Annotated in this window: 18 protein-coding genes; 11 read left to right on the plus strand and 7 right to left on the minus strand. The window is 70.0% G+C overall.

Going from position 1 to position 23,328, the window contains the following annotated elements:
* Positions 1-1,415: CHASE2 domain-containing protein (locus ACY35P_RS03930; protein WP_462114530.1), on the minus strand; the 1,415-nt coding region annotated here is incomplete at its 3' end.
* A 496-nt stretch (positions 1,416-1,911) separates the two neighbouring features.
* On the opposite strand from ACY35P_RS03930, the gene ACY35P_RS03935 reads away from it, so the two are divergent.
* From ACY35P_RS03935 to ACY35P_RS03945, 3 genes are all read left to right on the plus strand, one after another.
* Positions 1,912-5,007 carry a DUF3427 domain-containing protein gene (locus ACY35P_RS03935; RefSeq protein ID WP_462114531.1) on the plus strand — a complete coding sequence of 1,032 codons (3,096 nt, stop codon included), beginning with the start codon at positions 1,912-1,914 and terminating at the stop codon, positions 5,005-5,007.
* Between the two features lie 273 nt (positions 5,008-5,280).
* The gene (locus ACY35P_RS03940; RefSeq protein ID WP_462114532.1) at positions 5,281-6,957 is read left to right on the plus strand and encodes an NAD(P)/FAD-dependent oxidoreductase; all 1,677 of its coding nucleotides are present in this window, start codon (positions 5,281-5,283) and stop codon (positions 6,955-6,957) included.
* Between the two features lie 45 nt (positions 6,958-7,002).
* Positions 7,003-7,509 carry a YgjP-like metallopeptidase domain-containing protein gene (locus ACY35P_RS03945; RefSeq protein ID WP_462114533.1) on the plus strand — a complete coding sequence of 169 codons (507 nt, stop codon included), beginning with the start codon at positions 7,003-7,005 and terminating at the stop codon, positions 7,507-7,509.
* A gap of 211 nt (positions 7,510-7,720) precedes the next feature.
* On the opposite strand, the gene ACY35P_RS03950 is transcribed toward ACY35P_RS03945, so the two are convergent.
* Both ACY35P_RS03950 and ACY35P_RS03955 read right to left on the minus strand, forming a co-directional pair.
* On the minus strand, positions 7,721-10,255 hold the full coding sequence (locus tag ACY35P_RS03950; protein ID WP_462114534.1) for a YbcC family protein: 2,535 nt from the start codon (positions 10,253-10,255) through the stop codon (positions 7,721-7,723).
* A gap of 21 nt (positions 10,256-10,276) precedes the next feature.
* Positions 10,277-11,833, minus strand: coding sequence for an NADH-quinone oxidoreductase subunit L (locus ACY35P_RS03955; RefSeq protein WP_462114535.1), 1,557 nt, complete (start codon positions 11,831-11,833; stop codon positions 10,277-10,279).
* A gap of 99 nt (positions 11,834-11,932) precedes the next feature.
* On the opposite strand from ACY35P_RS03955, the gene ACY35P_RS03960 reads away from it, so the two are divergent.
* The 7 genes from ACY35P_RS03960 (at position 11,933) to ACY35P_RS03990 (ending at position 18,130) form a co-directional block, all read left to right on the plus strand.
* The gene (locus ACY35P_RS03960) at positions 11,933-12,826 is read left to right on the plus strand and encodes a LysR family transcriptional regulator (RefSeq protein ID WP_462114536.1); all 894 of its coding nucleotides are present in this window, start codon (positions 11,933-11,935) and stop codon (positions 12,824-12,826) included.
* A gap of 193 nt (positions 12,827-13,019) precedes the next feature.
* Positions 13,020-13,568, plus strand: a complete 549-nt coding sequence (locus tag ACY35P_RS03965; RefSeq protein ID WP_462114537.1) for a Spy/CpxP family protein refolding chaperone — start codon at positions 13,020-13,022, stop codon at positions 13,566-13,568.
* A gap of 45 nt (positions 13,569-13,613) precedes the next feature.
* Entirely contained in the window at positions 13,614-14,312 is a 699-nt protein-coding gene (locus ACY35P_RS03970; RefSeq protein ID WP_462114538.1) for a response regulator transcription factor, read from the plus strand.
* Positions 14,309-15,340 (plus strand): sensor histidine kinase, encoded by a 1,032-nt coding sequence (locus ACY35P_RS03975; protein WP_462114539.1) that lies wholly within the window; start codon positions 14,309-14,311, stop codon positions 15,338-15,340. The genes ACY35P_RS03970 and ACY35P_RS03975 overlap by 4 nt, the downstream gene beginning before the upstream one ends.
* A gap of 399 nt (positions 15,341-15,739) precedes the next feature.
* Positions 15,740-16,471 carry a guanitoxin biosynthesis heme-dependent pre-guanitoxin N-hydroxylase GntA gene (gene gntA / locus ACY35P_RS03980; protein ID WP_462114540.1) on the plus strand — a complete coding sequence of 244 codons (732 nt, stop codon included), beginning with the start codon at positions 15,740-15,742 and terminating at the stop codon, positions 16,469-16,471.
* Positions 16,471-17,070, plus strand: coding sequence for a DUF1989 domain-containing protein (locus ACY35P_RS03985; protein WP_462114541.1), 600 nt, complete (start codon positions 16,471-16,473; stop codon positions 17,068-17,070). The genes gntA and ACY35P_RS03985 overlap by 1 nt, the downstream gene beginning before the upstream one ends.
* Positions 17,048-18,130: an ATP-grasp domain-containing protein gene (locus ACY35P_RS03990; protein ID WP_462114542.1), complete on the plus strand. Its 1,083-nt coding sequence runs from the start codon at positions 17,048-17,050 to the stop codon at positions 18,128-18,130. The genes ACY35P_RS03985 and ACY35P_RS03990 overlap by 23 nt, the downstream gene beginning before the upstream one ends.
* Here the strand turns inward: ACY35P_RS03990 and ACY35P_RS03995 are convergent.
* From ACY35P_RS03995 to ACY35P_RS04010, 4 genes are all read right to left on the minus strand, one after another.
* The gene (locus ACY35P_RS03995) at positions 18,021-18,995 is read right to left on the minus strand and encodes a putative bifunctional lysylphosphatidylglycerol flippase/synthetase (RefSeq protein WP_462114543.1); all 975 of its coding nucleotides are present in this window, start codon (positions 18,993-18,995) and stop codon (positions 18,021-18,023) included. The genes ACY35P_RS03990 and ACY35P_RS03995 overlap by 110 nt on opposite strands.
* A complete protein-coding gene (locus ACY35P_RS04000; RefSeq protein WP_462114544.1) occupies positions 18,992-19,741 on the minus strand; it encodes a lysophospholipid acyltransferase family protein in 750 nt (249 codons plus the stop codon). Before ACY35P_RS04000 ends, ACY35P_RS03995 begins: the two co-directional genes overlap by 4 nt.
* A 4-nt stretch (positions 19,742-19,745) precedes the next feature.
* Complete coding sequence (locus ACY35P_RS04005) at positions 19,746-20,558, minus strand: GNAT family N-acetyltransferase (RefSeq protein ID WP_462114545.1); 813 nt, start codon at positions 20,556-20,558, stop codon at positions 19,746-19,748.
* A 315-nt stretch (positions 20,559-20,873) separates the two neighbouring features.
* Positions 20,874-21,278, minus strand: a complete 405-nt coding sequence (locus ACY35P_RS04010; protein ID WP_462114546.1) for a hypothetical protein — start codon at positions 21,276-21,278, stop codon at positions 20,874-20,876.
* A 133-nt stretch (positions 21,279-21,411) separates the two neighbouring features.
* On the opposite strand from ACY35P_RS04010, the gene ACY35P_RS04015 reads away from it, so the two are divergent.
* Positions 21,412-23,298, plus strand: a complete 1,887-nt coding sequence (locus ACY35P_RS04015) for an MFS transporter (protein WP_462114547.1) — start codon at positions 21,412-21,414, stop codon at positions 23,296-23,298.
* Positions 23,299-23,328 lie beyond the last annotated feature (30 nt).

Consider the following 23,328-nt stretch of genomic DNA (forward strand, 5'->3'; position numbering starts at 1 on the left):
ATGGCGCCGAAAAAGGCGGTGAGCCGCGTGCCGGCAACGACGTCCACGGTGCCGGCGTGGCGATGCACCGCCGCGGCCGCGAGTTCGAGCGCGTCGGTCGTGCGGCGCGCGAGGGCGTCGGCCGCGACGTCGCGACCGGTCGCGACCGCAATCTCGCACTCGACCACGGCAACGTGCACGCGTCGCGCCGCAGGCGGCGGTGCGGTGCCGTCGACGAGCGTCGCGAGCGTCGCCGCGTCGACGTGCCCGGCGAACGCCTCGCGCACCGCGACGCGCCGTCGGCGGCGTGTCCGCGCGTCTACGCCGAGGCGCCAAGCCAGCATCGCGATGATCGCGACGGCCGGCGAGGACGGCTCGAGCCACCACCCGGCTCGCAGGCCGAACACCGTGCCCGCGGCGAGCGCGATCGACAGCATCGCAGCGGTCGCGAGCGCGACACGCGCACGCCCGATCGTGAGCGGCGCGAGCACGGCAATGAGAAGGGCGATGCGCCCGGGGAGGCCCGGCGTGCGCACGAAGCCATCGTGCAGCAGGTCGCGCACGAGCTGCGCATGCGCCAGCACGCCGGGGACGCGCACGTCGCCCGGGCGCCACTCGGCCATCGGCACCGGCAGGCGCACCAGGTCGGTGTCGTCGAGGATCGCGCCGAGCATCATGATGCGGCCCTCGAACAGCTGCTCGAGCCGGCGCGTGTCGCCCGCCGCGTCGAGCCGGAAGACCTCCTGCAGCGGCACGTACAGGAATTCGCCGCCGACGCGGTAATCGATCCGGCCGCCCCCGATCGGGCGCCGGCCGGTCGCGGCGGTGACGAGCTCGCTGGCGAACGTGCGGTCGCTGCGGTCGGGCTGGCAGTCGCGCCCCGGGTAGTCGCGCAGCACGTCGTCGGGGTCGAGGCAGAACAGCGCCGAGCCCTGCGGCGAGAACGCGCCGGACTGCGTGGCGAGCACGGCTGCGTAGTCGAGCTGCAGGTCGCGGTAGTGGCCGCGGTCGACGTCCCAGGCCTTCGCGACGACGACCGGCACGCGCTGCGTCGCCTGCAGCAAGCCGCCAACGAGCAGGCTGTGGTAGTCGGTGTCGGGCGCCGCGACGGGTGCGAGCGTGTCGAAGCGCTTCTCCGGCAGCACGACGTCGAGGCCGACCGCCGCGGGCCGGTGCGCCGCCATGATGGAGAGGAAGCGCGCGACGTAGGCATGGCTCAGCGCGAGGGGCTCGGCCACGCCGTCGAGGAACGCCTCGTCGATGCCGACCACCACGACGCGATCCGGCACGGGCACCGGCGCCGCCGCGCGGTTCGCCCGCATGGCCGCGTCGAAGAGCGCGCGATCAGGCGCGTCGAACGCGCCGGCCGCCGCGGCGAGCAGAACGACCGCGGCGATGGCGAAGGCCGCCCCCGCCCGCCTGCTGCGGATCCCCATGACCTCTCCCCTGTCCCCGCGCCGTTATACCGTCCCGGGCGCGGGGTCGCATCCTGGCCTACGCAAGCTGGATGAACGGGGACGGGAGGCGGTTCGCGGCCAGCGTGTGCGCAGGCCCGATCCCGGCTCGACAGCACTGCACGACGTGCGTGCATGGGAGTGTCGAGAGCACAGCACCTGCCATGCTCGGCTCAGTTGCAGACAGCTGGCTGTGAAAATGAACTTTTACCCACGTTTCCGAAGCGCACCACGGACCTTTTTTTCGTCTAGGAAGTGGAACCTGACCCTTCTTTCGGTAGGACGTGTCAGCTTCGTGAGCGTTGAGACGCTGGCATACCGCACCCCAGTAGGACCGCAGGTCAACCCACTGCTGATCGGCCAAACACCCAGAAGTGTTGCCCTGGGCGAGTCCTCTCCCACTGCCTACACTCAGCCCGAGCGCATCCACGCGTCCTGCCCGCCCGCCGCGCGCAGCACCCCGATCCCGGATACCCCAATGAGTGACTTGCAGCCCGGCCTGTACGAGGTATTGATCACCCGCGGGCTCGAAGAGCGTCTGCAGCAGCTGGGTCAGCAGATTGTGGCAGAGCGCACCCAGCTGCATCCGGAAGAAGCCGCAGACCGAATCGCACTGCATCTAGGCAAGCTGCTTAAGCAAACAGTCTCCTCGCTGGACCGCAAGCAGCGTGCATCGCTGGGAATCGCGCTCGCCCAGCAAGTGATTTGGCTCCTCCAAGGCATTCCGAGTTCTGGCGTCGATCAAAAGGACAATCTCCACGACGACGGAAGCGTGCTTCGCGCAATCATGGGTCTGCTACCTGACGGCGCAGCTGCGGCCGTGTCGCTGCCCGCCACACCACTTCTGGACACGACGCTGCTGACCAACGCGCCCGGCGAACCTCGTGTTGGGCACCAGCTAAGGACAGAAATCCCATCGGCTGATCGCATTGACGTGCTCATGGCGTTTGTCAGGCAAACCGGTATTCGGCAGCTCACTGACCTGTTACGTCGACATTTCGAGAACGGACGGCGCCTTCGCCTGTTGACCACTACCTATACGGGATCGACCGAGCTGGCTGCGCTTGAAGCCTTGCATGAGCTGGGCGCGGAGATCCGAGTCTCTTACGACACGTCCAGCACTCGGCTGCACGCCAAGGCTTGGCTGTTTCATCGGGCGTCAGGGTATTCAACCGCGTACATCGGCTCTTCGAACCTCACCCATTCAGCCCAGGTGACCGGCCTTGAGTGGAACGTGCGCGTTGCCGGCGCTCGCAATCCCGATGTGATCGACAAGTTTTCCGCGGTCTTCGAGAGTTATTGGAGCAACGAAGACTTCCGGCCGTTCGATCCCGCCGAGTTCCGGCTGCTTACGCAGGTGCCTGCCAACTCGGGGCCGCGTGTCTATCTGAGCCCCATTGAATTGCGGCCTGAGCCGTTCCAGTCGCGACTGCTTGAACTCATCGAACTTTCTCGACTTCAAGGGCGCCACAGGAACCTGCTGGTCGCCGCGACCGGAACCGGCAAGACCGTGATGGCTGCGCTCGATTACCAGCGACTCCGAGCTCGGTTGCCCCGGGCACGGCTGCTCTTCGTCGCTCACCGGAAAGAAATTCTTCAACAGAGCTTAGCGACGTTCCGACACGCGCTCAGAGATGCGGCCTTTGGCGAGCTCTGGGTCGACGGCCAGCGCCCTGTAGCGTTCGAGCATGTTTTTGCGTCGATCCAAACCCTGGCTGCCGCCACCCTTGCAAACCTTCAGCCGGACCAATTCGACGTCGTGATCGTCGACGAGTTCCACCATGCGGCTGCCCCTACCTACTCCAAATTGTTGGAACACCTGCTTCCGCGGGAACTGTTGGGCCTGACCGCCACGCCCGAACGCGGCGACGGCGCGCCTATCCTGCAGTGGTTCGGCGGGCGGATCGCCGCTGAGCTCCGCTTGTGGGATGCCATTGACCAGCAGCGGCTTGCCCCCTTCGCCTACTACGGCATCAGTGACGGCACGGACCTGCGCAACGTTACGTGGCGCCGCGGTACGGGGTACGACGTCGGCGAGCTGGAAAAGCTGGTGACGGGCAGCGACGTCCTCGCTCGCCTCGTCATCGCCAACGTCGAGAGGACCGTGCCCGACCTTCACAAGATGCGGGCACTCGGATTCTGCGTTTCGGTACGCCACGCAGAGTTCATGGCGGCACATTTCCGCGCCGCCGGCCTGCCGGCCGTGGCCGTGGTAGGCACGACACCATCACCCGCCCGCGCCGATGCGCTGCAGCAGCTGGCATCGGGTGCGCTGCGGGCGGTATTCACCGTCGACCTCTTCAACGAAGGGGTCGACATTCCCAGCATCGACACCCTGCTGCTACTTCGGCACACCGACAGCTCAACCGTCTTCCTTCAGCAACTCGGCCGTGGCCTGAGACGCCACCCAGAAAAGACGTTCTGCACCGTGTTGGACTTCGTCGCGCAGCACCGAAAGGAATTCCGGCTCCAAAACCGGTTAGGCGCACTACTCGGTGGAACGCGCAAGCAGGTGATTGAACAGGTCGAGCAGGGCTTCCCGTTTCTGCCTAGCGGCTGCCACATGCAGCTCGACCCCGTGGCGGCTCGGATCGTTCTCGACAACCTGAAAAACAGCGTACCCAGTACTTGGCCGGCAAAAGCCAACGAGCTACGGCGCGTTGCAGAGCACGTCGACCGCCCGACCCTTACGCGGTTTCTGGACGAAACCGGCCTCTCCCTTGAGGAGATCTACGCCGCCAATCACTGCTGGTCTGACCTGCTGGAAGCGGGAGGCATCCCGACCTTGCCCCAAGGTCCCCATGAATTGGCGCTGCGCCGTGGCCTAGGACGCATGCTGCATGTAGACGACCCCGAGCGCATTGAGGCGTATCGAGCCTTTGTGACGAGCGCTGACGAGCCGACGTTTAAGGTCCAAAAACTACGCGAGCGCCGGCTGTTGCACATGCTGATTGCCGTTCTGCTTGAAACGGTGCCGGGCGCTGCAGAATCACTCGAGGCTGGGGCCGCACTGCTCCGGCAGCACCCACAAGTGTTGGCTGAGCTGCTAGAGCTCCTTACCGTACTGCAGGAGCGGATTGACCACGTCCAGGAGCCGCTGGCGACACTTGCGGAAGTCCCGCTCAACGTCCATGCCCGCTATACACGGCGAGAGATTCTGGCTGCCTTGGGCCCGGCTTCGAGCGCGTCCATTCCCACTTGGCGTGAAGGCGTACGCTGGTTTCCCGAGGAGTGCGTCGACGCCTTCGTGTTCACGCTGGACAAGTCCGACGGCCGATTCGCGCCGACCACCCGCTACAGGGACTACGCAATCAGCCGCGAGCTGATCCACTGGGAGAGCCAGTCCACGACTCGGGAAAGCAGCGAGACAGGCTTGCGCTACCAGCAGCACGCCACCCGTGGCAGCCATGTGCTCCTGTTTGCCCGGTTGACGCAGGACGACCGCGCGTTCTGGCTCCTAGGGCCGGCCACTTACGTTTCACACGAAGGTGAGCGGCCAATGGCGATTAAGTGGCAGCTGGAGAGCGAGCTCTCGGGCGACCTCTTTGCCCAGTTCGCCGCCGCAGTGTCCTAGGCGGCCTCGGCCCCTGCGGACCGTCTATCGCTCCCGACGGGCCAACGTGCTTCGGCGCCGAACAGGCAGCTCTAAGGCGCCCCCAGCCATTGCTGAAGCGCCGACGGCCCTTCAAGAAGCACTGGGAGTGGTTCCGAAAGCGTTCTGAGCACTTCCAGAAGCGCACAGCACGGCACCCTGATGCTGGATTTGGCGTCGGTGAGCAGGTCCGCCGGGCGAGTACCCACCTCACCCGCCTAAAATGCCCCGGCGACCCCGTTTGCCGGATGCCTCATGCTGCGACTCACCGATCTCAAGCTGCCGCTGGACCATCCGGAGGCGGCCCTGCGGGAGGCGATCCTGGCGCGGCTGGGCATCGCGGACGACGATCTGGCGGGCTTCACCGTCGCCAAGCGCAGCTACGACGCGCGGCGGCGCGGGGCGATCGTGCTGATCTATTCGGTGGACGTGGACACGCCGCGCGAGGCCGACATCCTGCGCCGCCTGCAGCTCGACGCGGAGGCCGCGGAGTTCGCGCGCGCCGGCGACGGCGGCAAGGTGATGCGCACGCCCGACACCACCTACAAGTTCGTGGCGCACGCGCCGGCCGGCCTGCCGCTGCGGCCGCTGGTGATCGGCATGGGGCCGTGCGGGCTGTTCGCCGGGCTCGTGCTGGCGCAGATGGGCTTCCGGCCGATCATCCTCGAACGCGGCAAGGCCGTGCGCGAGCGCACCAAGGACACGTGGGGCCTGTGGCGCAAGAAGGTGTTGGACCCGGAATCCAACGTGCAGTTCGGCGAGGGCGGCGCGGGCACGTTCTCCGACGGCAAGCTGTGGAGCCAGATCAGCGACCCGAAGCACTACGGCCGCAAGGTGATCAACGAGTTCGTGCGCGCGGGCGCGCCCGAGGAGATCGCCTACGTCAGCAAGCCGCACATCGGCACGTTCCGGCTGGTGTCGATGGTGGAGCAGATGCGCGCGACGATCGAGTCGCTGGGCGGCGAGATCCGCTTCAGCCACCGCGTCGACGACCTGCTGGTGGAGACCGATGCCGCGGGCACGCGCCACGTGCGCGGGGTGACGCTCGACAGCGGCGAGCAGCTGCGCGCCGACCACGTGGTGCTGGCGCTGGGCCACAGCGCGCGCGACACCTTCGCGATGCTGCACGGGCGCGGCGTGTTCCTCGAGGCGAAACCGTTTTCCATCGGCTTCCGCATCGAGCATCCGCAGTCGCTCATCGACCAGGCGCGCTTCGGCCCGCAGGCCGGGCATCCGCTGCTGGGCGCCGCCGACTACAAGCTGGTGCACCACTGCCGCAACGGGCGCTCGGTCTACAGCTTCTGCATGTGCCCGGGCGGCACGGTGGTGGCCGCGGCCAGCGAGCCGGGCCGCGTGGTCACCAACGGCATGAGCCAGTACTCGCGCAACGAGCGCAATGCGAACGCGGCGATCGTCTGCGGCATCACGCCGGAGGACTACGCACCCTACGGCGAGGGCCCGCTGGCCGGCATCGCGCTGCAGCGCCACTGGGAGGCCCGCGCGTTCGAGCTGGGCGGCGGCGAATACGAGGCGCCGGGGCAGCTCGTCGGCGATTACCTGCAGGGCCGCGCCTCGCGCGAGTTCGGCACGGTGCTGCCCTCCTACAAGCCGGGCGTGCGCCTGGGCGATCTCGCGCCGTCGCTGCCCGACTACGCGATCGCCGCGATCCGCGAGGCCCTGCCCGCCTTCGACAAGCAGATTCGCGGTTTCGCGATGCGCGACGCGGTGCTGACGGGCGTGGAGACGCGCACGTCGTCCCCGGTCCGGGTGACGCGCGGCGAGGACGGCCACAGCCTCAACACCCGTGGGCTGTTCCCTGCGGGCGAAGGCGCGGGCTACGCGGGCGGCATCCTGTCGGCGGGCGTGGACGGCATCCGTACCGCGGAGGCGGTGGCGCTCGACATCGTCTCGGGCCCGTCGCGCGCCGCGTAGGCGCGCGCTCCGCACCCGTCCCTTCGCACGTCGACCGCGCGTTCCATGACCCCGACGCCGCCGCTGAAGTACCTCACCGGCTATCCGCCGGACGTGCTCGACCGCGTGCGCACGCTGATCGACGGCGGCCGGCTGGGCGAGGTGCTCGCGGCGCGCTACGGCGGCACGCATGCGGTGCGCACCGACGGCCAGCTCTACGACTACGTGCAGGCCCTCAAGGACCGCCACCTGCGGCAGTCGGTGCGGCTGGACAAGGTGGTGTACGACGCGAAGCTGCAGGTGATGAAGCACGCGCTCGGCACGCACACCAGCATCTCGCGCGTGCAGGGCGGGCGGCTGAAGGCCAGCCGCGAGATCCGCATCGCCACCGTCTTCCGCGATGCGCCGCCGGAGTTCCTGCAGATGATCGCGGTGCACGAGCTCGCGCACCTGAAGGAAGCCGAGCACGACAAGGCGTTCTACCGCCTCTGCACGCACATGGCGCCGGACTACCACCAGCTGGAGTTCGACCTGCGGCTGTACCTGACGCACCTCGAGCTCGCGCCGCGCTGAGTATCGGCACCGCGATACGGACGCCCGGGTGAGTAGTTGACGTTTTGGACGTGCGCGGGCGCGTCGCCGGTAGGTGTCGCGAAGTCGCATGGCAGGCGGCGCGGTAGCCGAGACCGCGTCCCGCAGTTTGCGTAAGGCCGATCTGCCATCCGGGCTCTGTCGAAGCTGCGACGGCGTCCGCCACGAGGGCGGGTTCGCACTTCCCAAGGCGCTACAACTCGACCGAGCGCCAGATGCCCTGCTCATACCGCTGGAAGCCGCTCTCCTCGAACCGCCACAGGTGCAACCAGCCGTTGTCGAGCAGCTGCCGCACGACCGCGTGCCGGGCGATCACGGCGTCGATGGCCGACTGCGGCGCGTCGATCACCACGGTCAGGCGCATGGGCTCGTGCATCCAGCGTTCGCCGTCGTGCAGCGACTGGCGTGAGAGGCCGATGCGCAGGTCGCCGCCGTTGCCTTCGAAAACGCCGATGCGGCCGCCGACGACGTTGTGCAACACCTTGTTGCCGCTGCCCAGCCGCAGCGGGTCGCAGGTGGACGCGTGGTACTGCCAGTTGATCCAGTGGGTGACCAGCATCGGCGCGGTCATCAGCAGCTCCAGCACGCTGCCGTCGGGGTCCTGCGCGGCGTCGTAGTCGTGCAGGAAGCTGCGCCCGCCGAGCACCGCGCCTCGGCTCCGGTGCCGCGGCGCGATCACGAGGGCTGCGTTGCCGGCCAGCCCCCACTCGGGTCGCGTCTGCGCGCCGTCGTTGGCGCGGCGGCGCAACTGCTTCAACAGTTCGTCGTGCGGGGCGCGCGGGTCGAGCTGCAGCGTGGGAGCGCGCTCGCGGCGGACCTGGTCGCCGGCCTGCGCCAGCACGCCCTGCAGGCGCGTCCATCGCGCGCGCGCCGGCGGCGGCAACAGGTCGAGGTCGAAGCCCTCGATCTCGTCGGTGGTGGTGTTGTGCAGCGCCGCCACGAAGACGGTGGACGGCGGGATTTCGATGCCACGGGCGAGCAGGCCGGTGCGGACGGCGGCGTCGTTGAGCAGCTGCGCGAGGCTGCGTGCATTGACCTCCCCGGTCTGCCCGCAGCAGGCGCCGCAGTCGAGCGCGGCGGCATGCGCATTGTTCGCCGACTGGCTGCCGTGCCCGACCAGCAGCACCAGCGGCGCGAGGTCGCGCTCGAGGCCCATCGCATGCAGCACCTGCGCGGCGACGGCGACGCGTGCATCGAGGTCGAGGCCGAGCAGCTGCGGTCGGCAGAGGTCGCGGTAGCGCGCGGGCAGGCCTTGAAGGTCGTCGCGCGCGCGATCGCTCGTCGACGGCCGCAGCCACTGCCCGAGCTGGCCCAGGTAGCCCAGGCCCGCCGCCTCGACGAACGAGAACGCGGCACCGGGCCAGCGCGCGGCGGTCTGCCACTGGTCGCTGAGGGCCAGCCGCGTATGGCGCTCGCGCGCGGCGGCGTCCTGGCGCGCGCCGTCCGCACCGCGCTGCGTGGCATTGCGACTGACGATGCAGTCGCCCACCTCGACCGCCGGCGCCAGCAGGCCCGGCAGCTGCGGTCGCCGCGCCTGCGTCCCCAGCGGCGTGTAGGCCACCGGCAGGCCGAAGAAGCCGGCGAATCCCAGCGTCTGCACGCCCGGCCAGACGGCCTCGATCGCACGCCGCAACGGTTCGCTGCGCACGTCGATGCAGAACGCGGCCTGCACTTCGATGTCCTGCGGATGGGCTGCAATGTTGTCGGCCGAGGCGAGTCGACGTGCGAGGTCGCGCTGGTAGCCGATGTCCAGCGCCAGCTGCCAGACTTCGTCGACGAACAACGCCTGTTCGGCCGCGTCGAGCACCTGCGATGCATTGCGCCAGGCCTGCTGGAGTGCGGCGAAGGCCTGCCGCGTCGCGACGTCGTCCTTGCATTCGAGCAGCAGCGCGCCCCAGGCGAGACGAATCGCCAGCAACTCGCGCGTGTGCGCATCCGTGCCCCCCGCCAGGCGCGCCTGCCAGCCGAGGTAGGCGCACCACGATGCCCAGCCGTTGACGGTGAGCAGCACGGATTCCAGGTAGTCCGCCCATACCGCCTGCGGCAGGCCGAGGCGCTCCAGCGCCCAGCGCTCGGCGTCTTGCGCGTTCGCGGGCAGCGTGTCCAAGGCACGGCCCAGGCGCGGCAGGCCCATCAACAGGCCGATGCCGAGATCGTGCTGCACCGTGTCGCGCCAGAAGGCGTACAGACCCTGCGTGCGCTCGGGCTGCCAGTAAGCCTGGTGCTCGTCGAAATAGGCGGCGCAAGTCTGGCTGACCTGGTGCGTGATCGCCTGTCGCCAGGACAGGCGCGATTCGCGATCCGGGTCGTTGTCGAGCACGTCGATCAGCAACGGCAGCTGCGCGATCGGCGCGCTCGACTGCAGCGCGTCGATGCAGGCCTGGGGCGTCAGCCCTGCTGTCGCTGCGGCGGGCAACTGGCGTAGCGCGGCCTCGAGGTCGTCGGCGGTGATGCGCTCCTCGCGCCATGCCTGCCACTGCTGCTCGCGCGCGGGAAACACCTGGATGCCGCCGAGCACCGCCATCCGCGCCGCGACGCGCCGCAGCGGCATGCCGATCCGCGACCAGTGCGGGTTCACCGCGATCGCGCGGTCCAGCGGCCACGCCGGCGCGATGGCGCTGCAGGCCTCGCTGCAGGCCTGCTCGACGTGCGCGTGCAGCGCATCGAACGGCGTGCGGTCCGGTGCGGCGCGCGGGGTGTCCGCGCCTGCATGCATCAGTGCATCCATCGTCGTTCTCCTGTGATTCGATCAGCGCGGGGCATCGATCAGCGGGGACGCGGCGACCGCGACACGCGCGCTCGCATTCGGCGTCCAGCGCCCCGGCCACAGGCGCAGGGCGAGGCGGGTATAGGCCTCGTCGACGTAGAAACCGGCGTAGCTCCAGCGTCGCCAGCGTGAGAGCAGCCGAGGCCGACGCTGCAGCAGCACCTGGCAGACGTAGAGCGCGGCCATGCCGACCAATGCGACGACGCCGAGCCCGGCATGCGGTGCATCGCGCAGGCCCAGCGGCAGCGCATGGGCCGCGACGCCGGCCAGCGTGAGCGCGACGACCATCGCCAGCCCGCCCAGTACCTGCCACCCGCGGCCCCACACGCCGGCCGACGCGGCCGGCAGCCACAGCATCGGCGCCCAGGCGAGGCCGAGCACGGCGCTCCACCACCACGGCCACGACGGGCCGACGAGGTTCAGCACCAGCAGCACCACGGTGATAGTCGCCAGCGGCGCGAGCACGAGGCTCGTGGCGGCGGGGGACGGCGCGCCGTGCAGGGCCTGCAGGCGTGTCTGCCGCACCACCGTCGACGACGCGAGGAAGGCATGCGCCTTGTACAGCGAGTGGCCGATCAGGTGCAGCGCGGCGAGCGTGTACAACCCGAGCGCGCACTCGACCAGCATGAAGCCCATCTGCGCGACGGTGGACCACGCCAGCCGCACCTTGATGCTGACGCGGGTCAACATGACCATCCCCGCCATCACCGCGGTCGCGAGACCGAACAGCAGCAGCAGCGCGCGCGCCGCGCCGGCCTGTTCGAGGAGCGGGGCAAAACGGATCAGCACGAACGCACCGAGGTTCACCACGCCCGCATGCAACAGCGCCGACACCGGCGTGGGCGCTTCCATCACCTGGATCAGCCAGCCGTGCACGGGCAGCAGCGCCGAGCGCAGGACGACGGCAAGCACCAGCGCGACGGCGCTCACCTGCAAGGGCGCGGACAGGCCGTGGTCGGCGACGTGTCGTGCCAGCGCGGACAGCGAGCCGCTGCCGACCTCGTGCCATGCGAGGGCCGCCGCGGCGAGCAGCAGGGCGTCGGCCGCGCGGTCGGCGATGCGCTTCTTGTGCGCCGCCAGCAGCGCGAACGGGCGATCGGGGTAGAAGCAGAGCAGCGGCTGCAGCGCGAGCCCGACCGCGGCCCAGGCGCCGATCAGCACCGCCCAGTGATCGGCCATCAACAGAACGTGCACTGCGGCGAGCACCGTCGCGAGCGCCGCGACGTAGCGTCGCTGCCCGGGTTCGCCCTGCAGGTACCGCGCGGAGAACGCACCGATGACGGTCCCCAGCAGTTGCACCAGCACGGCGAGGCTCCGGCTCAGCGGCGTCGCGTCGAGGACGCCCGGCCACGGTGCGCGATCCGCCCCGCCGAGGAGGGCGACGACCGCCAGCGCCAGCGCGCCGGACGACCCCACGAGGAAGGCTCGCCACAGGGTCGCAACAGGCAGCGAAGCGCGTCTTGCGACGAGCGCCATCGCGACCATCGCCACCGCCGGCGCGACCGCGCCCGCCACGTTCAAGCCCTGTGGAAATTCCATCCCTTCGCCCCTCGCCGGAATTGCGGTGAGGATGCTGCGGGCCGGGGTCCGTTCTGTAAAATACGATAATCCGAACTATTCCATCGTATAAAGCGAACGATGCAGCTCAGCCAGCTCAACTTCAACCATCTCTTCTACTTCTGGCGCGTGGCCAAGCTGGGGCATCTCACCCGCGCCGCCGAGGAACTGCATGTCTCGCAGTCGGCGGTCTCGGCGCAGATCCGGCAGCTGGAGGAACGCACGGGCGAGGCCCTGTTCCACCGCGAAGGCCGGCGCCTCGTCCTCACCGACACCGGGCAGCTCATGCTCGCCTATGCCGACAACATCTTCGGGCTGGGCCGGGAGATGCTCGGGCGCCTGCAGGGGCGCTCGGCCGGAATCACGCGCCTGCGCGTCGGCAGCGTGGCCACCCTGTCGCGCAACTACCAGGAAAACTGGATCCGCCCGATGCTGGCCGACCCGGCCGTGGTGCTGACGCTGGAGTCGGGGCTGCTCGACGGCCTGGTCGCGCGGCTGCTGCAGCACCAGCTCGACGTGGTGCTCGCCAACGAGTCGGTGCCCACCGATCCCGACCGTCCGCTGCACTGTCGATTCCTCGGCAGCCAGTCGATCTCGCTGGTGGGCCCGGCCGAACGCTGGGCCTCGAAGACGCTGCGCATTCCCGAAGACCTCGACGGCGTCGACATCGCCCTGCCGGGCCCGCGGCATGCACTGCGCGCCCAGTTCGACGCCCTCTGCGCTTCCGCCGGCGTCACGCCGCGACTGCGCGCCGAAGTCGACGACATGGCGATGCTGCGACTGATCGCGCGTGACAGTGGCTGGCTGACGGCGCTGCCGGAAGTGGTCGTGCAGGACGAGCTGCGCGCGGGCCTGCTGGTGGCGGTCGGCCATTCGAGCGAACTGCAGGAGCGCTTCTATGCGATCACCACGCCCCACCGGCATCGCATCGAAGTCCTCGAAGCCCTGCTGGCGCGAAGCCCGGAGACGCGCTGAACGGTTTGACGCCGCCGTCGAAGCGCGACTGCCACCAAGTGCGCGCGTGAGCTGGCGCCGTGAAGGCGCGGTTACTTCCGCACGAATCGCCTCGGCAGCACAACAAAACTTTACAGAGCGTTCGTCATCGCTGAACGCCCGGGCGCGACGCTGAACCTGTCCGATGGACATCCCTCCTTGAACAGGTGCAACCATGACCGCCAACACTTCCCGTCCTTCCTCCTCGATCCACCGCGGCGCCGCCGTCACCCGCACGCTCGCCCTGGCCGTCGCGCTCTGCGCCGGCGGTGCGATCACCTACGCCGCGACGGCGCCCTCAGCACTGGCCGCCACCGTGACCGCCGGGATCGACGGCACGCCGTGGTTCCCGCACGGCCATCGCCATGCCGCGCTGCATGAGCATTTCGAGCAGGTGCTGCGCGACGCCGGGGCCAGCGATGCGCAACGGCAGGCCATCGACGGGATCATCAAGGAGACGATGGTCGCCGAACACGGCGACATGGCCCGCTACCACGCCGGCCTCGGCGCGATGAAGTCGCTTCTCGCGGCACCGGCCATCGACGTGGCGGCGGTCGAACGCGTGCGCGCGCAGCAGGACCAGGTGCTGCTCGACAGCGATCGCCGCATCACCGAAGCGCTGCTGCGCATCGCGAAGGTCCTGACCCCGGCGCAGCGCCGCGCCTTGTCCGTCGAAATCGATGGGATGATGGCCTCGCACGCCGGCCACCACGCCGGTCATTGACCCTTGCGCGGCGGCCGTGCCGCACGGCCGCCGCCCGTCCCCGCCATGTCCCACCGACTGCTGATCATCGATGACGACCAGCGCCTGTGCGCGATGCTCGTCCAGTACCTGTCGCAGGCCGGCTACGGCGTGCTGGCGCGGCACACCGCGGCCGACGGGTTGGCCGAGCAGCGGCGCAACCCGGCCGACGCGATCATCCTCGACGTCATGCTGCCGGATGCGAGCGGGCTGGACGTCTGCACGCGGCTGCGCCAGCAGAGCGGCGTACCGATCGTGATGCTGACCGCGCGCGGCGACCCGATGGACCGCGTGGTCGGGCTCGAACTCGGTGCGGACGACTACCTGCCCAAGCCGTTCGAGCCGCGGGAGCTGCTCGCCCGGCTGAGGACGGTGCTCCGACGCGGCAGCCACGTCGTGAATCCGACCCTCCGCTTCGGGCGGCTCGAGATCGATCGCGAGGCCCGCCAGGTGCGGATCGACGGCCAGCCACGACCGCTCACCGGCCACCAGTTCGACATCCTGGTCGTGCTCGCCGAGCGCGCAGGCCGCGTCGTGACGCGCGCCCAGTTGCTGGAGGCGACCGCCGGCCGTGCGAGCGAGGCGTTCGACCGCACGATCGACGTGCATATCTCCGCGGTGCGCGCCGCGATTGAGGACGATCCCCGCAAGCCGCGGCGTATCCTCACCATGCGTGGCGCGGGTTATCTCTTCACCCGCATCCAGGACGGGGACGACGGCACGTGATCCGCCGCCTCTACCTGCGCATCTACCTGGCGACCCTCGGCGCACTGGCGTCGGTGGTCGCGCTGTTCAGCGCGGCGTGGTGGCTGGTGCTGCGGCAGCCCGGCGGTTCCCTGTGGTTGCGGAACCTGCATTCCGATGCGATCCGCCTCCATTTCGACGGCTTCGTGCTCGTGGCGCTGATCGCGACGGCCGTGGGCGTGGCGATGTATCCGCTTTCGCGTCGCCTGGCCGGAGAGATCGAAGCGCTCGCGACCCGCATGGATCGCTTCGGCGCAGGCGAGCTGGACACGCGTGCGCCACCCGGCGGTGCGGACGAGGTCGGACGGCTCGCGCAGAGCTTCAATGCGATGGCGGACCGCGTGCAGCAGCTGATGGCGGCGAACGGCCGCATGCTCGCCAACGCCTCGCACGAACTGCGATCGCCGCTCGCGCGCATCCGCATGGCGCTCGAGTTGTACGAGGCGCATCCGCGCCCGGCACTGCTGGAGGAGATCCGCCACGATTGTCGGGAAATCGACGGGCTGCTCGAGGAGATTCTGCTCGCGAGCAAGCTCGAGGCCGGCGGCATCGAGCTCACCGAGGACGTCGATCTGTCGGTCGTCGTCGCCGAGGAATGCGGGCGGCTCGACGTGCCGTTCGACGTCGAGTCCGTATGCGTCCGCGGTAACACGCGCCTGCTCCGGCGCCTGGTGCGCAACCTGCTCGAGAACGCCCTGAAACACGGCCGGGTCGGCGTGGAGGCGGTGGTGCACGTCGATGCGGCAGGCGACGGCTGCGTGCGCGTGCTCGACCGCGGGCCCGGCATCGATCCCGCGGAGCGCGAGCTCGTCTTCGAGCCGTTCTACCGGCCCGCGAACACGCGGGAGTCCGGCAACGGCTGGGGACTCGGGCTGGCCCTCGTGCGCCAGATCGCCGAGCAGCACGGCGGCCGGGTCCGCTGCGTCGAGCGGGACGGTGCCGGATGTGCCTTCGAACTGCGCCTGCCACCGCCGCCGCCGCGACCTGATGCCGCCATGCGGTCGCATTGACGGGCCCCATGGCCGCCGGGCTCCGTCCGGGGCAAGGGTTGACGCCGTTCCCTCGCGGCCAACCGCCGCGTACGTGCCGCACCACGCGTCCGCAGCGCGGCACGCCCCCAACAGGACGGGGTGCGACCGGGCGGTACGTGTGCAAGCGGCGCGCCGACGCGGCGAACATTTCCCCGGACCGATCAGCCACCGCCGGGTGTCGCAAACGGCGCTGAAGCGGTCCCGAAAGGCGCGCAGCGCTCGAACCGACACGACGTACGGCGATCGCCTGACATGCCGTGACGGTGGCCGTCACACCATGCTCGCCGCGCTGAATGCCCGCCGGCGCTATCTCCTGTCCTCCACGTTCCGACGAGCCACCGGCCGCTACGGTGACCGCATTCTCCTGCAGCGGCCGTCATGGATTTCCACTCCTTCCCGTCCCACGAGTCGGCGCCCGACGGCGCGCCGCTCAACGCATCGCCGGCGGTCGAGGCCTTCCTCGATCGCGTCGCCGATGCCGCGTTCCCCTGCGTCGGGGCCAAGGCCGCGCTCGCACGTGGGGCGATCCGCACGCTGGAGCTCGGCACGCTCGGCTGCCCGCGCGGCGATGCGCGCCTGCATGACGGGCTCGCGTCGTTCGCCGATTTCGTCGACGCGCAGCCCGAGTCGAGCACTACCGTCCATTCGTTCGCGGCCGTCTTCGACGGCCCCGGCGGCCTTGACGAACCACGCTTCGAGGCATTGCTCTGGGCGCAACTGCAGCGCCTGCACGATCTGGACCGCGCGCGGGGCCATGCCTGGGCCAAGGACGTCGACACGAATCCCGACAGCTCGCGCTTCAGCCTGAGCGTGGCCGGGCATCCGTTCTTCGTGATCGGCCTGCACGACGGTGCCTCGCGCGTCGCGCGGCGCTTCCCGACGCCCGTGCTCGTCTTCAACTCGCATCGCCAGTTCGACCAGCTGCGCGCCGACGGTCGGTACGCGAAGATGCAGGCGGCCACCCGCGGGCGCGACGTGGCATTGCAGGGGTCGATCAACCCCAACCTCGCCGACTTCGGCACCGCGGCGGAGACGCGGCAGTACAGTGGCCGCGCGGTGGAGCCCGACTGGCGCTGCCCGCTCCACATCCGCACTGGACGCCCGCACTGATGGACCCGACCCACCGCATTCCGCCCTGCTCCGCCCACGCGATCACGCTCGGGGAAGGCGACGAGCTCATCGTGATCGACCCGGAAGGCCAGCAGGTGAGCGATCTCACCGCGTTCAACCATGACGACACGCGCGAATACCTGTCGTCGGGACGCTCGATCGACTACGCCTCGCGCCTGTTCCTCACCACCGGCGACGTGCTCTATTCCAATCGCAGCCGGCCGATGTTCGAGATCGTGGAGGACACCTGCGGCCGTCACGACTTCACCCTGACGCCGTGTTCCAAGGACACGTTCTCGATCATCTACGGCGAGACGGAAGAGCGGCCGGGCTGCGAGGGCAATCTCGCGACCGCGCTGGCGCCGCACGGTATTGAGGTCGATCGCATCCCCATCGCCTTCAACGTCTTCATGAACGTCGACGTCGACAGCGCCAGCGGCGCGATCCGCGTGCTGCCGCCGCGCAGCGGCCCGGGCGACTTCATCCGCCTGCGCGCGCTCATGCCGCTGATCGTGGGCATGACGGCCTGTTCGGCCGGACAGTCCAACAACTTCCGCTACAAGCCGATCGACTACCGTGTCCTCCGCGCCCGCGGCTGACGTCGACACGGAGGTCGCGGCGCCGCGCCGTGTCGGGGCGTTCGAGCGCCTGCCGAAAGCGCTCAACCTCGTCCCCATGGTGCTGCAATGGATTGCGCTGGGCGTGCGGTATCGCAGCTTCACACTGCCCTCGGCCGCGAACCCCGGCATCACGTCCGGCGGCCTAGTCGGAGAAGGCAAGCTCGAGTACTTCGCTGCGATGGGTCCGATTGCGCGCTCGGCAACGGCGGAATTCATCGCGGTCGATCCCGGCGACCCAATGGAGGCGGTGCTCGGGTCGATGGCGGCGTCCGGCCTGGAGTTCCCCGTCGTCGCCAAGCCCGACGTCGGCTGGTGTGGCTACGGGGTGCGGCGCTTGGCCTCCGCACACGATCTGGGCGACTACATGGCGGGCTTTCCGAAAGCCTCGCGATTCCTGCTGCAGCGCTACCTGCGCGAAGCGGGCGAGGCGGGCCTGTTCTACGTGCGCGAGCCGGGGGCGGAGACGGGCCGCCTGCTGGGGATCCTCCTGCGCCACGCGCCCGCGGTCGTCGGCAACGGCCGCGACGACGTCGCGACGCTGGTGCGGCGCGACGCGCGCCTGCGCCGCGGCGCGCAGGACGCCGCGCACGAGATCGCCTGTGACGCGTCGCGGATCCCCGCGCCGGGCGAGGTGGTGCGGCTGTCCACGGTCGCCTCCACCCGGGTGGGAGGTGCGTACGAGGACGGCTCCGTCCACGCGACCCCGGCGCTGACGCGGCGCGTCGATGCGATCGCCCGTGACATGGGCCCGTTCCACGTCGGCCGTTTCGATGTCCGCTATGCGAGCCTCGATCGACTGCGCGCGGGCGAGTTCACCATCATGGAGGTGAACGGCGCCGGCAGCGAGGCCGTTCATGCGTGGGACCCGCGCTATTCCATCCGGGACGTGTACCGCATCGTGTTCGCGAAACAGCGCCTGCTGTTCCGCATCAGCGATGCCAACCGCCGGCGGGGCCATCGCCCGATCCGCCTGTCCGAACTCGCGCGGCTGTACCTCGCCCAGCAACGTGCGATCCGTGGGTATCCACGGTCGAACTGACGCCCCGCCCGCGCGAGATCAGCAGCAGCGCCAATGCAACGCCCGCGATCGCGGCGGGCAGGAGGTTGTAGACGAGGCGATACGCGAGGAGCGCCGCCAGCACGGCGGTGCGGTCCCCGGGTAGCGCGGCAAGCAGCATGCCCTCGAAGACGCCAAGGCCACCGGGCACATGCGCCACGACCCCCGCGACGGACGCGCCGAGGAACGCGAGTGCGAACAGCGGCCAGGCGGCGGTCGCCTCCTGCGGCAGCAGCACGTACAACGCGGCGATCGCACATCCGCATTCGGCGATGGCGACGAGCGCGATCGGGGCGCCGAGGCGAAGGGTTGTGCCGGTGCCGCGCCGGATGCACGCCAAGGCGGCGCCCACCAGACCTGCGGCGATGAGCATCGGCAGCCACGGCACCGCGTCTCGCGCCGATGCCGCGAAGGCGATCGCCGCGACTCCGGCAACACCGACAGCGATGCCGACGGCGACCACGCCCAGCAGGCGGGCGACGTCCGTCGCGCCCCAGGCGTACGGTCGGTACAGCACGAGCCGCAGCGCCGGCGCGAGTACGGCATGGAAGCCGAGCGTGTTGCACAGGGCATGGGCGATGGCGCCATGGCCCATCGCGGCGCCCGGCGGCACCGTGTGTCGCGGCAGCATCCGGCACGCGAGGGCCTCCAGCGCGCCGAGCGCGAGGAAACTCCCCAGCGTCCACAGCGCGCTGACCGACAGGGCGGAGGTCGGCATCGTCCGCAGCGCGTCGGCGAGATCGGCGAGATGCGTCGCGTGCGACGCGCGCCAGACGCCATGGCCTGCGACGACAAGCACGGCGAGCGCCGCGACCGCGCCGAGCGCCCAACGCAGGCGCCGGTTCATGGCGCGGGCAGCGCGAGCGCGGCGGCGACGATACGCTGCGCCGCGCATGCCACGGCCTTGCGATCGTTACCCCCTGCGTCGCAGTGCAGCGGCGGGTGCAACGTCACCTCGACGTCCGTGCGGCGGCGGTCGAGGAACCGCAATAGATGCGGCAGCAGCCGGTCGTCGTCGATGTAGGCATAGGCACGCCGTGGCCCGGCCGGCGATCCGCCCTGCACGCGCAGCGTCACCGGCTGCACGGTGATGCCTGCGCGCGCGACGAGTGGCGCGAACGCCGCTGAGCGGAACGGCAGCACGTGGCACCCGTCCGTGGTGGTGCCTTCGGGGAACAGGATCAGGCTCGCGCCCTCGTCGAGCGCGGCGCCCATCGCGTCGACGGCCTCGATGCTGTCGCGCGCGCGACGGCCGATGAATACGGTGCGTTGCAATCTCGCCATGACGCCGAACGCGGGCCAGTCGCGCACTTCGCGCTTGGCCACGAAGCGCCCGGGCAGCAGTGCTCCCAGCACGACGATGTCCAGGTAGGACAGGTGATTGCACACCCAGACCGTTCGCGGCGCGGTGATCGGCCGACCGGCGACCCGAACCCTCAAGCCCAGCAAGCGCCCGGCCGAAGCGTGGAAGAGGCGGGGGATGGACGTCGCGATCGGCCAGCGCGCACCGCCGACAAGCAGCACCAGCGCCTGCGCGCCGCCGAGCACGAGCACGCATGCGATGAGGCCGACGGCCCGCAGCGCGCGCCTCACCGCATCAGCGTCCCGCGACCGCATGCGCGACCGCCGGCACCGGCGACTGCACCTCGTCCGCGACTGGCCGGTAGCGACGCACCGAGCGCATCGTCAGGCGCTCGGTCGGTAGGACGATGCAGGTGTCGATGCAATTGAACGCATGGTCGACGTAGGCCCCTTCGCCGATGTAGGCACCGAGGCGCAGGTAGCCCTTGATCAGGGGTTCCAGTTCGGGCGCCGGAGCGCCGTCGTCAGCGGGTTCCACCTCCACCGCGCCGGGACCGTGCGCGCGCGGGCGGAGGCCGACGGGCGCGAGGTGATGCCGGTGCAGGTAGGCCAGCTGGCGGTACGCCGCGGACATGTCCTCCGCGGCGATGCTCGCGCAGCCGAACATCAACCCGATGCGGTGCAGCGCCACTACGCGGCCGATCTCGCGCCACAGGAGGTTGATGACGCCGCGCGTGCGATAGGGCGCGAGCACGCAGGACCGGCCGAGCTCGAGCAGGGGCTGCGCGACATGTTCGAGCATGGACAGATCGAACTCCCGCGCCGCATAACCCCGCGCGGCACTGGCCAGCGAGCCGTGCACCCGCACCCGGTAGGTACCGACGACGTGCCCGTCGGCCACGGTGCGGTCGGGGTCGAGCACCACGATGTGGTCCATCGTCTCGTCGTACCGGTCCCGGTCGAGCCGGTCGAGTGCGCCATGCGCGCCGCGTTCGACGTGGAAGACCTCGTGCCGGAGTCGCTGCGCGGCACGCACTTCGTCGGGCGACCGGGCAAGGCGCACCTGCAGGCGACCTGGACGGTGGAGCGGCGGCGCCGCTATGGACATGGAGGGGACCAGCGGCGGCGATGCGACAGGGTCCCAGCTGAACGTGTAAGCCTCATGAAGAGGGCGTGGCGGATGCAGGGGCAGACGGACGAGATGCGACGCCGATCGGCGAGGCCGTGGCGCGCCGCCCGTCGCGCGGGATGCGTTTGCACGGCCGAAGAGCGCCTATCCGCCCGGCGATCGTCGCCTGCGGCGCGCGAGGGCGACGCTCGGCTCTTGCCGGCCGCGGCACCGCGTCGCGAGCGTGGCGTCGTACGCGACGTGATGCGACGCGCGACGCCTTCGCATCGTGGCGAGCGGTCCGGTCGCCGTTGGTTACGGCGCGCGTGCCCGGTCCGGTGCCGCCAACGCCGAATCGCGCGGCAACGGACGGAACAGGTTCACCGCGAACAGCAGCAGCGCGAGCAGCGTCAGCACCGAACCGGAGCCGACCACGGGGCCCGCCCACGGCGTTCCCGCGATCGAGCCGTAGATGCCGACGGGCAGCAGCGCCCCGCCGAGCAGATGGCTGACGTAGTGCGCAGTGACCATGCGCGGCGACAGGTCCGGCCGCGCGTTGTAGAACAGCCCCGCCACCATCATCAGCACGCCGCCGACAAGGTTGAGGTGCGCATGCACCGGGGCGTAGGTGAAGTCCTGGCGGGCGCCCATCACCATGCCCATCACGATGCCACCGATCAGCAGCAGCACGCCGGTCCGCAGGAACAGCTGGCCTTTCATATGTCGAGTCCTCGGGTTCGCGCTCCCCGCGCGACGCCGATGATGCTGTCGCGCCCCGGCGCGGGCGCGGCCGCCGGTCGGGTGGCCGCGTCGCTCTGCTAGCCTTGCCACGTCCCGGGGGAGACCACGCCGCATGGCGCACAACCAGTTCGAGCTGCTCCGCCAGCGGCGGTTCGCGCCGTTCTTCTTCACCCAGGCGCTGGGCGCGTTCAACGACAACGTCTACCGGCAGGCGATCATCGGCCTGCTGTTCTGGATGGGCGCGACGCCCGACGACAAGGCGCTCTACGCGAGCCTCGCGCCGGCACTGTTCATCCTGCCGTACTTCCTGTTCTCGTCGATCGCGGGGCAGCTTGCCGAGAAGCTCGAGAAGGCGCGCGTCATCCGCATCACCACCGCGATGGAGATCGCGATCATGTCGCTGGCCGCGGTCGGCTTCGCGACGCAGAACCTCGTGGTGCTGCTGGTCGCGCTGTTCTGCACGGGCGTGCAGTCCACGCTGTTCGGCCCGGTGAAGTATTCGATCCTGCCCTCGGTGCTGAAGCCCGAGGAACTCACGGGCGGCAACGGCCTGGTCGAGATGGGCACCTCGGTGTCGATCCTGCTCGGCATGCTGGTGGGCGGGCTCGTGTTCACCGTCGCCGGCGCGCACGGCCCGTACGTGGCGGGCGGCCTGGTCATCGCGCTCGCGATCGCGGGCAACCTCGTGAGCCGGCTCGTGCCCGACGCCGGCGCCAATGCACCCGACCTGCGCATCGGCTGGAACCCGCTGCCCGAATCGCTCGCGATCCTCCGCCTCACGCGGCGCCAGCTCGCGGTGCGCAATGCGGTGCTGGGCGTCTCGTGGTTCTGGTTCGTGGGCACTGTGCTCACCTCCGTGCTGCCCGCGTATGCGGAAGCGAACCTCGGCGGCAACGAGACGCTGTACATCTTCGCGCTCGCGGTGTTCTCGGTGGGCACCGGCATCGGCTCCATGCTCTGCGAGAAGCTTTCGGCGCGCACGGTGGAGATCGGCCTCGTGCCGATCGGCGCACTGGGCATCAGCGCGTTCCTCGTGCATCTGTACTTCGGGCAGCCCGGCACTGCGGTCGCGTCGCACCTCGACCTCGCCGGCTTCCTGCGCCAACCCGGCAGCGTGCGCATCGCGCTCGACCTGTTCGGCATCGGCCTGTCGGCCGGCCTGTTCGTGGTGCCGCTGTTCGCGCTGATCCAGAGCCGCACGCCGAAGGCGGAGATGTCGCGCGTGATCGCCGGCATGAACATCCAGAACGCGCTGCTGATCGTGATCGCGGCCGGGCTCACGCTCGGCACGCAGCGCCTGCTGGGCTGGTCGATCCCGCAGTTGCTGCTGGCGCTCGCGGTCGCGAACGCGCTGGTGACGCTGTGGATCTTCAGCATCGTGCCCGAGTTCGCAATGCGTTTCGTGAGCTGGGTGCTGGTGCGCACGCTGTACCGCCTGCGCGCGGAGGGCATCGAGGCCCACGTGCCCGACGAGGGCCCGGCGCTGATCGTCTGCAACCACGTGAGCTACATGGACGCGCTGATCCTCGCGGGCGCGATCCCGCGGCCGGTGCGCTTCGTCATGTACTACAAGATCTTCAACGTGCCGGTGATGCGCTGGATCTTCACGACCGCGAAGGCGATCCCGATCGCCGGTGCGCGCGAGGATCCCGAACTGATGCGCCGCGCGTTCGACGAGATCGACGCCGCGCTCGCCGAGGGCGAGCTGGTGGGCATCTTCCCGGAAGGCGCACTGACCAAGGACGGCGAGATCGCCGCGTTCAAGTCGGGCGTCGAGAAGATCCTCGAGCGCCGCGCGGTGCCGGTGGTGCCGATGGCGCTGCGTGGCATGTGGTCGAGCATGTGGAGCCGTCGCGACGGCCGCCTGGGCCGTATGCGCGTGCCGCGCCGGTTCCGGGCGCACGTCGAGGTCGTCGCGGCCCCGCCGGTGGCGGGTGAATCGGTCAGCGCCGAATCGCTCGAAGCGCAGGTGCGAACCCTGCGCGGCAGTGCGGCCTGACCGCGCGCCCTGCTAGCATCGATCACGACG

Source organism: Lysobacter xanthus, from assembly GCF_047159895.1.

Excerpts from the sequence above, each read along its gene's own strand:
- ACY35P_RS03985 (WP_462114541.1), top strand. The coding sequence starts at position 16,471 with ATGGACCCGACCCACCGCATTCCGCCCTGCTCCGCCCACGCGATCACG.
- gntA (WP_462114540.1), top strand. The coding sequence starts at position 15,740 with ATGGATTTCCACTCCTTCCCGTCCCACGAGTCGGCGCCCGACGGCGCG.
- ACY35P_RS03970 (WP_462114538.1), top strand. The coding sequence starts at position 13,614 with ATGTCCCACCGACTGCTGATCATCGATGACGACCAGCGCCTGTGCGCG.
- ACY35P_RS03995 (WP_462114543.1), bottom strand. The coding sequence starts at position 18,995 with ATGAACCGGCGCCTGCGTTGGGCGCTCGGCGCGGTCGCGGCGCTCGCC.
- ACY35P_RS03955 (WP_462114535.1), bottom strand. The coding sequence starts at position 11,833 with ATGGAATTTCCACAGGGCTTGAACGTGGCGGGCGCGGTCGCGCCGGCG.
- ACY35P_RS04010 (WP_462114546.1), bottom strand. The coding sequence starts at position 21,278 with ATGAAAGGCCAGCTGTTCCTGCGGACCGGCGTGCTGCTGCTGATCGGT.
- ACY35P_RS03940 (WP_462114532.1), top strand. The coding sequence starts at position 5,281 with ATGCTGCGACTCACCGATCTCAAGCTGCCGCTGGACCATCCGGAGGCG.
- ACY35P_RS03950 (WP_462114534.1), bottom strand. The coding sequence starts at position 10,255 with ATGGATGCACTGATGCATGCAGGCGCGGACACCCCGCGCGCCGCACCG.
- ACY35P_RS03945 (WP_462114533.1), top strand. The coding sequence starts at position 7,003 with ATGACCCCGACGCCGCCGCTGAAGTACCTCACCGGCTATCCGCCGGAC.
- ACY35P_RS03965 (WP_462114537.1), top strand. The coding sequence starts at position 13,020 with ATGACCGCCAACACTTCCCGTCCTTCCTCCTCGATCCACCGCGGCGCC.
- ACY35P_RS03960 (WP_462114536.1), top strand. The coding sequence starts at position 11,933 with ATGCAGCTCAGCCAGCTCAACTTCAACCATCTCTTCTACTTCTGGCGC.
- ACY35P_RS04015 (WP_462114547.1), top strand. The coding sequence starts at position 21,412 with ATGGCGCACAACCAGTTCGAGCTGCTCCGCCAGCGGCGGTTCGCGCCG.
- ACY35P_RS04005 (WP_462114545.1), bottom strand. The coding sequence starts at position 20,558 with ATGTCCATAGCGGCGCCGCCGCTCCACCGTCCAGGTCGCCTGCAGGTG.
- ACY35P_RS03935 (WP_462114531.1), top strand. The coding sequence starts at position 1,912 with ATGAGTGACTTGCAGCCCGGCCTGTACGAGGTATTGATCACCCGCGGG.